This is a genomic window from Nocardia sp. NPDC051911 (assembly GCF_040681035.1).
Taxonomy (GTDB): Bacteria; Actinomycetota; Actinomycetes; order Mycobacteriales; family Mycobacteriaceae; genus Nocardia; species Nocardia sichangensis.
Genome location: NZ_JBFAXY010000011.1, coordinates 171,413 through 183,895, shown reverse-complemented (window position 1 = coordinate 183,895; position 12,483 = coordinate 171,413). Strand labels below are relative to the sequence as shown.

Sequence of the window (12,483 nt, the reverse complement as noted above, 5' to 3'; positions counted from 1 at the left end):
GTTCTCCTTGATAGTTGAGATTTGAACTAGTTTGGTGTGAATTGGGGTGGGATCGGTCGGGGGAAGATCAGTGAGTGCCGAGCAGCTGTGCGAACGGTACCGGGTCGTCGAACGGATCGGTGCCACGCGCTCGCGGCGTGTTGGTCAGCGCGGCGGCGAATTCCGCTGCGGCGCGGTCGATCCGAGAGCTCAACCCCTCGGTCGCCGCGGACGCCCAGTCTTCCGACGCCGCGTACACCGCGGTGGGCGCGACCACCGCGTGCAGGTAGCTGAACATCGGTCGCAGCGCGTGTTCCAACGCGAGGGAGTGGCGCGCCGAGCCGCCGGTCGCGCCGAGCAGCACCGGCATCCCTGCCAGCGCGTCCGGTTCCAGTACGTCGAAGAACGTCTTGAACAGGCCGCTGTAGGAGGCGTTGAAGATCGGCGTGACGGCGATCAGGCCGTCGGCGCCTGCCACGCTGTCGAGCGTCGCGCGCAACCCGGTCGGCGCGAATCCGATCAGCAGGTTGTCGGCCAGATCCCGCGCGTGCTCGCGCACCTCGACCACGTCGACGGTCACGTCCGCGCCGGACGCGGACAGCGCCGCCGCGGTGGCCGCGGTGAGCCGGTCGGCGAGCAGCCGGGTCGACGAGGGCTGCGACAGGCCCGCGGAGACGACGGCGATGCGGGTCATCGGGTCGCCTCCACGGCGGCGTCGCGGGCGGCGACCAGGCTCGCGTGCGTCGGGGCGTCCGGCACGTGCGCCGGGCGCAGGTCCGCGAACTCTTTGCGCAGCACCGGCACCACTTCCTCGCCGAGCAGGTCCAGCTGCTCCAGCACGGTCTTCAGCGGAAGGCCCGCGTGGTCCATCAGGAACAGTTGGCGCTGGTAGTCGCCGAACGTTTGGCGGAAGGTGAGCGTCTTGTCGATGACCTGCTGCGGGCTGCCCACGGTGAGCGGGGTCTGCTCGGTGAATTCCTCCAGCGACGGGCCGTGTCCGTACACCGGCGCGTTGTCGAAGTAGGGGCGGAACTCGCGCACCGCGTCCTGGGAATTCTTGCGCATGAACACCTGTCCGCCCAGGCCGACGATCGCCTGGTCGGCGGAGCCGTGGCCGTAGTGCTCGTAGCGCTGCCGGTACAGCCGGATCAGTCGCTGGAAGTGCTCTTTCGGCCAGAAGATGTTGTTGGCGAAGAAGCCGTCGCCGTAGTAGGCCGCCTGCTCGGCGATCTCGGGGCTGCGGATCGAGCCGTGCCAGACGAACGGCGGAACGTCGTCCAGCGGGCGCGGCGTGGCGGTGAACGACTGCAACGGCGTCCGGAATTTGCCTTCCCAGTCGACCACGTCTTCGCGCCAGAGCCGGTGCAGCAGGTGGTAGTTCTCGATGGCCAGCGGGATGCCGTCGCGGATGTCCTTGCCGAACCACGGGTAGACCGGGCCGGTGTTGCCGCGGCCGAGCATGAGGTCGACGCGCCCCTCGGCCAGGTGCTGCAACATCGCGAAGTCCTCGGCGATCTTCACCGGATCGTTCGTGGTGATCAGGGTCGTCGCGGTGGAGAGCTGGAGCCGCTCGGTCCGCGCCGCGATGTAGCCGAGCATCGTCGTCGGCGACGACGGCACGAACGGCCGGTTGTGGTGCTCGCCGGTGGCGAACACGTCCAGACCGACCTCCTCGGCCTTGCGCGCGATCGTCACCATGGCGGTGATGCGTTCGTGCTCACTCGGCGTCCGGCCGGTCGTGGGGTCGGTCGTCACATCACCGACCGTGAAGATTCCGAACTGCACGACGCCTCCTTCGTTCTCAGTCTGACTCAATTTGGTGGATATGGCAACCAAAGGAACCGGCTGGGGTGCCCGAGTATTCCCCGCGCGGCGGTGTGACGCCGGTTACGGCAGGTATTCCGCCAGCCAGGTCCTGGTGAGTTCGCGGGTGACCCGCGCGCCCGTGTCGAGTTCGGTGGTGCCGAAGGCGTGTTCCACGTAAGGCAGCTCGACGTAGCGCTGCGGGACGCCCGCGGTCTCGAGCGCGGCGGCGTAGGCCGCGGTGTGCTCGGCGCGCACCAGGTGATCGCTGGACCCCTGGATCAACAGGGTGGGTGGGGAGGCTGCGCTGACGTGCGGAGCGGAGCTCGTCGCGGTATAGCGCTCGGGATACTGTTCGGGCGTACCGCCGAGATACTGCCGGGCCGCGTCGACGCCGAGCGCGGTCTCGGTGCCGGAAGCGGTGAGATCGACCGCCGGGTACAGCGCGACCGCGGCGCGCACCTCGGGCAGCTCCTCCGCGCTGCCACAGCTGGGCCGCAAGGCGCTCGCGTTGATCTTGTTCGCGACGTTGACGGCCAGATTGCCGCCCGCCGACTCACCGAACGTGGCGATCCGCCGCAGGTCCCAGTTGTACCGCTGCGCGTTCGCGGCGGCCCAGGTCAGCGCGCAGGCGACGTCGGCGTCCGCGGTGTCCCAGCGGTGCTCGGTCGCGCCGGAGAGGCGGTAGTCGACGTCGAGGACGGCGTATCCGTTGTCGGCCAGCCAGGTCGTGTAGGCGTCGGTGCCGCGGCTGCCCGCGACGAACGCGCCGCCGTGGATGCTCACCACCAGTGGGGCCGGGGCCGGTCCCGGGGCGGGCAGATACAGATCCGCCTGGATCGGCTGCCCGTCGACGGTCGCGTAGGTGACGGTCTCGTCCGGCGCGTCACCGACGGTGCTGAACGGGACGGCCGGGGCGAACGGAACCCAGACGCCCGCCGCGTCGTGCGCCGCGAACACCAGCGTCGCGCTCGTGACTACGGACAGCACCAGGCCGACGACGGCCACGCCGGTCACCGCGGCCGCCGGGCGCCGTCCCCGCTCGCCGGAGCGAAGCGCGGTGAGCGCGAGCCCGGTCGCTGCCACCGCCAGCACCATGTTCCACGAGCCGAGCGCGTCACGGACCGAGCCGAGCAAGAGCACCGCCGACTGCACGATCGCGTTGCCCAGCAGCGGCATCATCCAGGAAACCGGCAGGATCGCGATCAATTGGCCGAGCGCGAGATACCCGGCGAGGACTCCGGCGGATACCAGTAGCGCGAGGCGGGCCAGGCGAGGCGGGGTCGCGGATTCTCCGGGCACGGTCACATCCGCTCCTGGCTCGTCGGTCATCCAAGGTCTCCGTTTCCGGTCGGGGCTGCCCTCCAACCTAGGTCGGTCTTCGCGCGTGCCGGATGCGGGTGCTGGTGAGTCGGGGCGGAATCGGGTAGCCGACTACGCGCGTTTTCCCGTGTCTCGTCCGCAGAATCGGTCGTCACAGGGTTTCGACATCGGGGTTTCGAAGGGATTTGCATGGCTGGTTATCACGATTGGTTGGCGCCTGCTCCGAATCCGGAGCCGCCCTTGGACAGCCGCGGGCGCGCCGAAGTTCGCGATCCCGCGCCGGCACGGGCGCTACCTTGCCGCACGCGGACGCGCGCTGTGTCCGGCCGGTCGAGTGCCGGGATCCGTAGCGCGGTGCGGCGTAGTCATGCGTCCGCCGCGCAGGCGGGGGACGAAACCCGCTCGGCGGCACGCCGGTTCGCCGAGTCAGCGGTGCGCATCGTCCTCGAGGTACTCGACCGTAGGAGACCCGTACCGCAACTGGCCGCGGTCGCCGACGCCACGGTCGTCGCCGCGGTGCGCACATTGCTCGCCGCCGGTCTGGTGCCCGGTCACGCACTCGGCGTCGCGGTGCCGATCCGGGTGAGCGTGGCGCTCGTGGATGCCAGGACCGCCGAGGTCTTCGCCGCATATGCCCGTGGCGGTCGCCGTTTCGCCGTGGCGGCGAGGATCGTCCGGACGCGCTCGGCGGGCTGGCGGCTGACGGCGCTGCGCATCCGATGACGTGGGGCGTCAGCCGAGCTGGACGGATCGGCGCGCCATGCCGAACCAGTAGCCGTCGATGACGGTGCGCAGCGCGCCGAGGTCGTCTTCGCCCGCGCCGAGTGCGACGAACAGCGGTGCGAAGTGCTCGGCGCGGGGGTGGGCCAGGCGCGCGGCGGGAGCTTTCCGCTCGAAATCGAGCAGTGCGTCCAGGTCGTGTGCGGCCAGCGCGTCGCGGCCCCACTCGTCGAATTCGGCGGTGAAGGAGTGCACGTGTTCGTCGTCGGCCGTCAGGGCGCGCAGGTTGTGGGTGAAGAAACCGCTGCCGACGATCAGCACGCCCTCGTCGCGCAGGGGCGCCAGCTTCCGTCCGATGTCCAGCAGCGCCCCAGGGTCCAGCGTCGGCATGGACAGTTGCAACACCGGGACGTCGGCGTCCGGGTACATCTCCTTCAGCGGCACGTAGGCGCCGTGGTCGAGCCCGCGCTCCGGGACGTCGGCCACGGCGACGCCGGGTCCGCGCAACAGGTTTCGCACCTTCTCGGCCAGCTCCGGCGCGCCCGGCGCGGGATAGCGCACCTGGTAGTACCGCTCGGGGAAGCCCCAGAAGTCGTAGACCAGCGGCACCGTCTCGGTGGCGCCGAGCGCGATCGGCGCGGCCTCCCAGTGCGCGGAGACGATCAGGATCGCCCGGGGGCGCGGCAATGCGCCCGACCACGCCGCCAGTTCGGTGGGCCAGCTCGCGTGATCGGCCAGTGGCGGAGCGCCGTGGGAGAGATAGAGCACCGGCATTCTTCCGGTGTTCACGCTGGTCATGGCGCTCCTCCTTGTTCGGCCGCAGGTAGTTCGAATTCGAACTAAACGGTAGCTGATTGTTCAAATTTGAACAATATGGTTAGGGTGGAGCTGTGGAGACCAGGTGGCTGAACGCGCGCGAGATGCAGGTGTGGCACAGCTTCCTCGCGGCGGGCGCGCTGGTGGACCGTGAGGTGGAACGGCAGCTCAAGCGGGAAGGGCTGTCGCACACGCAGTACGAGGTGCTGGTGCGGCTCGCGGACGCGCCGGAGGGCCGCCTGCGGATGACCGAACTCGCCGACGCGCTCTACACCTCCAAAAGCGGGCTGACCTACCAGGTGACGCAATTGGAGAAGGCCGGACTGCTGGTGCGCGAGGCCTGCCCGACCGACGTGCGCGGGGTCATCGCCGTGCTCACCGGCGCGGGCCGGGAACGGCTGGCGCAGATCGCGCCGGACCATGTCGCGACCGTCCGCCGCGTCCTCGTCGACGTGCTCAGCGCCGCTCAGCAGAGCGCCGTCGCGGAGGGCCTGGGCGAGGTCGCGCGGCGGCTCGCGCCCTGACTCAGGCCAGCGACGCCAGCCAGTCGTGCATCCACGACAGCGCGGTCGCGCCGCCGCCGACGCGGTAGCTGCCGTAGGCGGTGTGCGCCTCGGAGCGGTAGAACTGGTCCAGCAACCGGGCCCGTTCCTGGTTCGCCGACTCCGACAACTGGCTCTGCAGCAACGGGATTCCGCCGTTGGACATCAGATCGCCGACGATGGCGCCCATTTCCATCTGGTAGCGCCAGAGATCGGCCGGGTCGGGATGGGAGGTCTGGGCCAGGAAGCCGGCGAACCGGGTCACGAAATCGTCCGACGCCGTGGTGCAGTACAGATCGCCGACCGCGCAGATGGTGCGGGTCTGCGGGCTGACGAAGCCGAAGCCGCCGATGCGGGGACCGCCCGCGCCCGCGCCGCCCACCGGCGGACCGACCAGCGCGTCGGTGGGGGAGCGGCGCGGATCGGAGATGAGTCCGACCGCCGCGATCCGGTACGGCGGCACGACGCCGATCCCGGTGCCGATCTCGGCGGCCAGATCGCCCGCGGCGTCCGCGCCCTGGCTGTAGCCGAGCAATGCGATCTTGGTCGCGCCGCACGCCCTGGCCATCGCTCCGATCATGCCGCGCGCGTTGTCGACGGCCTCGCGTTTGGACGCGCCGTAAACCTCGGTCTCCCAAGGGAAGGCGGTCGCGGCGTAGCTGACGTAGTCGACCCGCACCGAGGACGGCAGGCCGTTGGTGACTCCGGCCAGCATCCCGGGGCCGGGGCGCTCGCCATCGGTGGTGGTTTCCCAGGTGCCCGGGATGGCCACCACGTACATGCTCGGGCACTCGGGCTCGGCGACGGCGGGCCCGCTGCCCGGCCCTACGCACGACAGCGCCATCGCCGTGAAACCGATAGCCGCCGAGATCCACTTCGATCGCATGGCGTTTGCTCCTGGTAGTACAGGCGCCGCAGGCGCTCCCCGGCAGGAAAGGCCTTCGCCGGCGCCGCGCGGTGGTCGAACCCGGCCCCGTCGAAGGCTGCATTGAGACTCGGTGGTCTCAAAGTGCAGCCAGGATAGCGAGAGTGTGTGAGACGGCACAATCCGGGGCGCAAGTGACGCGTATCACAGCGAGTTCGGTCGCCTCGACGCTCCCTGATTGCTAAATGCCTGGTGCGAGCAGAACTGCGATGGCCTGTGCCCATCGGTCGATGGTTGCCGTGGCGGCGCGCTCCGAAGTGCGCAGCGGACGGGACATCGCGGTGCCGCGCAGGATCGCGACGGTGAGATCGCGGACGGCCGGATAGCCGGGATGGGCGACGAGGCTCGGGCCGAACAGCGCGTCCACCACGCGCCGCAAGTCGCGCCCGGCTTCTCGTTCGGCCACGCGCAACGCCTCGGCAAGCGCCGGATCGGTCCGCGCGGCCGTCCACAGTTCGAACTCGGCTTGCGCCGCCGGTCGCGCCATCGATTCGTAGAGGGCGGTCAAGGCGCGCAGCACGGGATCGGCTCCGTCGCCGAGTCCGGCCGCGATCTCTCGTACCGCCGCTTCGTTGCGCGCGACCAGATGGCCGACCAGGTCGGTGATCAACGCGCCGAGGGTCGGGAAGTGATGCAGCAGCGCTCCGCGGCTGACCTGCGCGGCACGCTGAACGGAGAGGGTGGACAGTGCCCGGTAGCCCTGTTCGGCCAGCAGGTCGGCGGCGGCGTCGAGGATGCGGGCGCGGGTCGCCCGTTTCTGTTCCTCGCGTAGTCCGGCCATTCCGGCTCCCTCCGTCGGCGCGACATTTTCACAGTCAATGTTGACTGTCAATCGGCGTTTGCGCCAGACTGCGGAGACGGGTTCGGGACCAGCGTCGAAGGGAAAGCGATGACCGACAGTGACATCAGGGCCGATGGCGACGCGGGCGCGTGGTATCGCGGGTGGACCGAGCAGCCGGACTCACCGTGGGCCGGACGCCCGGACCCGGACGACGCACGCGAGTACCGGACGCTGACTTACGAGCGGGACGGCCGCATCGCGCGCATCACCTTCAACCGGCCGGAGAAGGGCAACGCGATCACGCCCGACACACCGAACGACCTGGCGCACGCGGTGGAACGCGCGGATCTGGACCCGCGGGTGCACGTGATCCTGTTGTCCGGGCGCGGCAAGGGATTCTGCGGCGGATACGACCTGAGCATGTTCGCCGAGCAGAGTTTCGCGGTGGCAGGCGGTCCCGGCGACGCGGCGGGGACGGTCGTCGACCCGGTGGTGCAGGGCCGCAATCACGATCCGGCGCGGACCTGGGACCCGATGATCGACTACGCGATGATGAGTCGGTTCAACCGCGGTTTCGCCAGCCTGATGCACGCGAACAAGCCGACCGTGGCCAAACTGCACGGCTTCGCCGTGGCGGGCGGCAGCGACATCGCCCTGTTCGCCGATCAGATCATCTGCGCCGACGACACCAAGATCGGCTACCCGCCCACCCGGGTCTGGGGTGTCCCGGCGGCGGGCATGTGGGCGCATCGCCTCGGCGACCAGCGCGCCAAGCGTCTGCTGTTCACCGGCGACTGCCTTACGGGCAGGCAAGCGGTGGAATGGGGCCTGGCGATCGAATCCTGGCCGGCCGACGAACTCGACGCGCGCACCGAGGAATTCGTCGCGCGGATCGCGCGCATGCCGATCAACCAGCTGATGATGGCCAAACTGGCGCTGAACTCGGCGCTGTACGCCCAGGGTGTGGCGAACTCCGGCATGATCAGCACCGTCTTCGACGGGATCTCCCGGCACACCACGGAGGGTTACGCCTTCCAAACCCGCGCTGCTACCGCCGGTTTCCGCACGGCGGTCCGGGAACGCGACGAACCATTCGGCGACCACAAACGCGGCCGGCCGGAGGGATGATTCGCTTCTGAGCCGAGTGAGAATCGGCCGAATCCACCGGCGCGAACGGCGAGGGGCGGTGGTCCGGTGACCACCGCCCCTCCTCCGTACGCCGGAAAATCCGTCAGCGGACGGGCGGGACCTTCCCGGTCGCCTCGTCCTCGAGGTCGTAGCCCAGCCGCACGTCGTGGGCCATCTCGCCGCCGCTCACCGTGATCCGGCTGGTCACCGCGGGATAGCCCCGGGCGACGACCGTGTAGTCGCCTTCGGCGAGATCCGCGACGACATAGCGGCCGTTCTCGTCGGTGCGCGTCGTCGCGGTCAGCACGCCCGCCGCGTCGAGCACGCTGATCTGCACGTCCGCGACCGCCCGGCCGCCGTCCGCCCACGCCGACCCGGCCAGCACCGCCATCGGCGTGAGAACGATGTCGTGGTGCAGCAATCCGCTGTCCGGCACGGTCAGCGCGGTCGCGCTGGGACGCATGTGCTCGGCGACCGCCACGACGGTGTATGTGCCTGGCACCACGCCGTGGCAAACGTAGCCGCCGTCGCCCTCGGCGGTCGCGGATCCGACGACCTCGCCGTCCAGATCGGTCAGCGTGATGGTCGCGCCCGGCAGCGGCTCGCCCAGGGTGCTGGACCGGACCACGCCGGACACCTCGCCGGAGCCGAGCAAGGTGATGTCGAATTGCTGCGGCCGGTCTGCGACGGTCACGTTGACCGCGGCGGGCTGATGTCCCGCGGCCGACACGATCAGCACGTAGTTGCCCGCGTCGGGCACGCCGACGAGGTAACTGCCGTCCGCGCCGCCGTTCGTCCGCGCGGCCTGCCGCCCCTGATGGTCGATCAGCGTGAGTGCGGCGGCGGGCACCGGCCTGCCGTCCTCGCGATGGACGTAGCCGTTGAGCGAACGGCCTTCGTGCTCGGCGCCGTCGAAATTCGCCCGCGGCTCGCGCAGGTACGCGCCGTTGGCCGCCGGTTCGCCCGAGGCGTAGCCGCCCGCGGCCGCGGCGAGCACCGGTTCCGGCTCCGACAGCGCCTGCGCGGCGCCCTCCCAGACCTGATCCGCGTCCCAGTGCGACTCGGCGGCCTCGGTCTGCTCGACCGGCGTCTGCGCGGCGGGCGCCGGAGTGTCCTGGAGCGGGATCTCTTTCATGAACATCAGCACCACGCAGGCCAGCAGCGCGACCGCGCCCGCCGCGTAGAACACCCCGTGCATGGAGTTGGTGAAGCCGGTGAGGATCGGCACCTTCAGCGCGTCGGGCAGCGCCGCGATGCCGCTGGTGTTGGACTGCATGCCGCTGAGCTGCTCGGTCCCGAACCCGGGTGGCAGCGCGCCGCCGAACGCGTCGGTGATCCGGTGCGGCAGCAGATTGAACAGAATGGTCAGGAACACCGCGACGCCGAGCGTGCCGCCCATCTGCCGGAAGAAGGTGGCCGACGCGGTGGAAACACCCATGTCGGAGCGCGGACCGGCGTTCTGCGCGGCGATGATCAGCGTCTGCATACAACAGCCGAGCCCGAGCCCGATCAGTCCGCCGATGGCCAGCGGCTGCCACAGCGGGCTGTCGTAGTGCACCTGCGCGTACAGGACCGCGCCGACCGCGACGATGAACGTGCCCGTCACCGGCAGGATCTTGTAGCGGCCCGTGCTCTTGGTGATCCGCCCCGCGGCCTGCGAGCCGATCATGATGCCGAGCACCAAGGGCAGCATCAGCAGACCGGCCTTGGTCGGCGAGTAGCCGCGCACGACCTGGAAGTACTGCGGAACCATGGTGATCGCGCCGAACATCGCGACGCCGACGATGAATCCGCCCGCGATGGTGACGCTGAAGGTCGAATTCTTGAACAGCCGCAACGGGATCAGCGCGGAGTCCTTCATGAAGAACTCGACCAGGAGGAACAGCACCAGACCCGCCGCGCCGATGCCGTAGCAGAGCAGCGAGCGGTGCGAGGACCATCCCCAGTGCCTGCCTTGTTCGGCGACGATCAGCAGCGGCACCACGCAGATGGTCAGCGTCAGCGCGCCGAACCAGTCGATCCGGTGATGCTGGCGCTGGTGCGGCACGTTGAGCACCTTGGCGACCACGAGCAGGGCGAGCACGCCGACCGGGACGTTCACCAGGAACACCCACCGCCAGCCCTCGATGCCGCCGAGCTGTTCGTAGTCGGAGAAGAAGCCGCCGAGCACCGGGCCCAGCACCGTGGCCGTGCCGAAGACCATCATGAAATAGCCCTGGTAACGCACTCGTTCGCGCGCCGGGACGATGTCGCCGATGATGGTGAACGCCAGCGACATCAGGCCGCCCGCGCCCAGGCCCTGGAACGCGCGGAACGCGGCGAGCTGGTACATCGAGGTGGCGAAGGTGCACGCCACCGAACCGATCACGAACAGGCTGATCGCCGTGAGGTAGAACGGCTTACGGCCGTAGATGTCGGCCAATTTGCCGTACAGCGGCGTGGTGATCGTGGCGGTGATCAGGTAAGCGGTGGTCGCCCAGGCCTGTTCGTCGAAACCGTGCAGGCTGTTGGCGATCTTGACGATCGCGACGCTGACGATGTTCTGGTCGAGCGCGGCCAGGAACATGCCGAGCAGCAGCCCGGACAGGATGGTCAGGATCTGCCGGTGCGACAGTGACGTGTCCGCGCCTGCGGCCGGGTTCCGCGGAGCCCGGGTGGTGGAAGTCGTCATGAATGAGCCCTATTTCGGATCGGCTGGGTGTCGGGTGGTGGTCTCTATTCCTGCGGTGAGCCGGTCGAGCAGCGCGGTCAAGGTGTCGCGGTCCGATGCGGGCCAGTCGGCCAGGATGTCGGCCAGCCACCGGTTGCGCTGGGCGCGATTCTCCTCGAAGACGCGAACGCCTTCCGCGGTGGCCGCAAGCACGCACGCCCGGCCGTCGACCGGGTCGGCCCGGCGCTCGACCAGGCCGTGTGCCACGAGTTGTCTGCTCTGTCTGCTGATGGTGGATGCCTCGGCGTGCAGCAGTTCGGCGAGCCTGCCCGCGCGCTGCGGTCCCTCGTGCACGAGGGAGAACAGCACGGCGTAGGCGAGTCGCTCCAGTCCGTCCGGACCCGGCCGGACGGGCTGCCATTTCGCCCGGTTGACCGCGCGCATGAACCGGACCAGCCGCTGACCGAGTTCGTCGGCGGCCGCGAGTTCGGCCGCCGTGATCCGGCGCTCGCGAGCGGTTGCGGACATGACACTCACCTCGATGTTCCCCACCAGCACATTGATTGGCAACCACAACTAGTTGCTTTAAGCAACTATACATCCGGGTTGCCGGGGGTCTGCGAGGTGGGTCACGCGCCGGTTCCGTTGCTACCGTCGATGGCGTGTCCGAGTCGCTTGTCCGCTTCCGTGCCGCCTTGCCGTCCGATTGCCGATGGGCGCCGGTCGGCAGCGGGGAGTCCGGCGCCGAGGTGTTCCGGTCCGCCGACGGCTCCCGCTACGCCAAGTGTGCCGATCCCGGTGGGGTCGCGGACCTCGCGCTGGAGCGGGACAAGATCGTCTGGCTCGACAGCCACGATATGCCCGGCCCCCGGGTGCTGGACTGGCGGGACGGCGACGATGGCGCCTGCCTGGTGACCAGCGCGGTCCCGGGCGTGCCCGCGGACGCGGTATCCGGCGAGACACTGGGCCGCGCTTGGGAATCCATCGCGGACACGGTGCGGCGCCTGCACGAGGTGCCCACCGAGCAGTGCCCGTTCGATCGTGGCCTGGCGCGGATGTTCGCGATGGCCCAGGACGTGGTGGTCCGGGGTGCGGTGCACACCGAGTTCCTCCCCGAGGAACAGCAGGGCACTCCGCCCACCGTCCTGCTCACCAGGCTGGCCGGTGAGCTGGAGCCGAGGATGACTCAGGAGTTCGCCGAAGCCGTGGTGTGCCACGGCGATCTGTGCCTGCCCAACATCATCCTCGATCCGGAAACGCACACGGTGGCCGGTTTCGTCGACCTCGGGCGTCTCGGCATCGCCGACCCCTACGCCGATATCGCCTTGCTGCTCGCCAATTCCCGGGAGTCATGGCAAGACGAGCGGCGCGCCGAACAGGCCGACCGGACATTCGCCGCCCGCTACGGCATCGAGCTGGATGCCGATCGTCAGCGCTTCTTCCTCCATCTGGACCCGCTGACCTGGGGTTAGCTCGATCACGCAGAGGGTTTGAGCAGAACGGCGGTGCCGTACGCCGCCACCTCGCTCATCGTCCCGGCGATCTCGTTGCAGTCGAAGCGCATCGCGATGACCGCGTTCGCGCCGAACGACATGGCGTGCTGACACATCCGCATGATCGCCTCGTGCCGCGACTGGTAGAGCAGCTGGGTGTACTCGGGGATCTCTCCGCCGCCCAGCGAACGGAAACCGGCGCTGAAGTTCGAGCCGAAGCTGCGGCTGCGCACGGTCAGCCCGGCGACCTCGCCGAAGACCCGGGCGATCTCCTGTCCGGGAACGTCGTTCATGGTCGAGACCAGGATGGGGAACTGCGGTCC

The 12,483-nt window shown here is 69.4% G+C and carries 13 protein-coding genes; 4 read left to right on the top strand and 9 right to left on the bottom strand.

The annotated features are described in order from the left end of the window. Window positions 1–67: 67 nt before the first annotated feature. From AB0L97_RS16355 to AB0L97_RS16345, 3 genes are all read right to left on the bottom strand, one after another. Window positions 68–673: an FMN reductase gene (locus AB0L97_RS16355; RefSeq protein ID WP_364429976.1), complete on the bottom strand. Its 606-nt coding sequence runs from the start codon at window positions 671–673 to the stop codon at window positions 68–70. After that, window positions 670–1,764, bottom strand: coding sequence for an LLM class flavin-dependent oxidoreductase (locus AB0L97_RS16350; protein WP_364429973.1), 1,095 nt, complete (start codon window positions 1,762–1,764; stop codon window positions 670–672). Before AB0L97_RS16350 ends, AB0L97_RS16355 begins: the two co-directional genes overlap by 4 nt. A gap of 102 nt (window positions 1,765–1,866) precedes the next feature. Further along, the gene (locus AB0L97_RS16345) at window positions 1,867–3,114 is read right to left on the bottom strand and encodes an alpha/beta hydrolase (protein WP_364429970.1); all 1,248 of its coding nucleotides are present in this window, start codon (window positions 3,112–3,114) and stop codon (window positions 1,867–1,869) included. A 345-nt stretch (window positions 3,115–3,459) separates the two neighbouring features. Here AB0L97_RS16345 and AB0L97_RS16340 point away from each other — a divergent pair, with 345 nt between their 5' ends. Further along, window positions 3,460–3,828 (top strand): Rv3235 family protein, encoded by a 369-nt coding sequence (locus AB0L97_RS16340; RefSeq protein WP_364429967.1) that lies wholly within the window; start codon window positions 3,460–3,462, stop codon window positions 3,826–3,828. A 9-nt stretch (window positions 3,829–3,837) separates the two neighbouring features. Here AB0L97_RS16340 and AB0L97_RS16335 read toward each other — a convergent pair whose 3' ends face one another. Further along, on the bottom strand, window positions 3,838–4,623 hold the full coding sequence (locus AB0L97_RS16335) for a class III extradiol ring-cleavage dioxygenase (RefSeq protein ID WP_355075743.1): 786 nt from the start codon (window positions 4,621–4,623) through the stop codon (window positions 3,838–3,840). Between the two features lie 92 nt (window positions 4,624–4,715). Here AB0L97_RS16335 and AB0L97_RS16330 point away from each other — a divergent pair, with 92 nt between their 5' ends. After that, a complete protein-coding gene (locus tag AB0L97_RS16330) occupies window positions 4,716–5,165 on the top strand; it encodes a MarR family transcriptional regulator (RefSeq protein WP_364429962.1) in 450 nt (149 codons plus the stop codon). Window position 5,166: 1 nt separating this feature from the next. Here the strand turns inward: AB0L97_RS16330 and AB0L97_RS16325 are convergent, their stop codons facing one another. Continuing rightward, the gene (locus AB0L97_RS16325) at window positions 5,167–6,027 is read right to left on the bottom strand and encodes a cutinase family protein (protein WP_356967173.1); all 861 of its coding nucleotides are present in this window, start codon (window positions 6,025–6,027) and stop codon (window positions 5,167–5,169) included. Window positions 6,028–6,289: 262 nt separating this feature from the next. Then, window positions 6,290–6,889, bottom strand: a complete 600-nt coding sequence (locus AB0L97_RS16320) for a TetR/AcrR family transcriptional regulator (protein WP_364429959.1) — start codon at window positions 6,887–6,889, stop codon at window positions 6,290–6,292. A gap of 108 nt (window positions 6,890–6,997) precedes the next feature. Here AB0L97_RS16320 and AB0L97_RS16315 point away from each other — a divergent pair, with 108 nt between their 5' ends. Further along, the gene (locus tag AB0L97_RS16315; RefSeq protein WP_355075750.1) at window positions 6,998–8,017 is read left to right on the top strand and encodes a crotonase/enoyl-CoA hydratase family protein; all 1,020 of its coding nucleotides are present in this window, start codon (window positions 6,998–7,000) and stop codon (window positions 8,015–8,017) included. A 103-nt stretch (window positions 8,018–8,120) separates the two neighbouring features. On the opposite strand, the gene AB0L97_RS16310 is transcribed toward AB0L97_RS16315, so the two are convergent. Together AB0L97_RS16310 and AB0L97_RS16305 are read right to left on the bottom strand one after the other, a co-directional pair. Then, window positions 8,121–10,688 (bottom strand): MFS transporter, encoded by a 2,568-nt coding sequence (locus tag AB0L97_RS16310; protein WP_364429955.1) that lies wholly within the window; start codon window positions 10,686–10,688, stop codon window positions 8,121–8,123. Window positions 10,689–10,697: 9 nt separating this feature from the next. Next, window positions 10,698–11,195, bottom strand: a complete 498-nt coding sequence (locus AB0L97_RS16305; protein WP_355075754.1) for a MarR family winged helix-turn-helix transcriptional regulator — start codon at window positions 11,193–11,195, stop codon at window positions 10,698–10,700. Window positions 11,196–11,329: 134 nt separating this feature from the next. On the opposite strand from AB0L97_RS16305, the gene AB0L97_RS16300 reads away from it, so the two are divergent. Next, on the top strand, window positions 11,330–12,139 hold the full coding sequence (locus AB0L97_RS16300; RefSeq protein WP_355075756.1) for an APH(3'') family aminoglycoside O-phosphotransferase: 810 nt from the start codon (window positions 11,330–11,332) through the stop codon (window positions 12,137–12,139). Between the two features lie 5 nt (window positions 12,140–12,144). Here the strand turns inward: AB0L97_RS16300 and AB0L97_RS16295 are convergent, their stop codons facing one another. Then, window positions 12,145–12,468, bottom strand: a complete 324-nt coding sequence (locus tag AB0L97_RS16295; RefSeq protein ID WP_355075979.1) for a YbjQ family protein — start codon at window positions 12,466–12,468, stop codon at window positions 12,145–12,147. Between the last annotated feature and the right edge of the window lie 15 nt (window positions 12,469–12,483).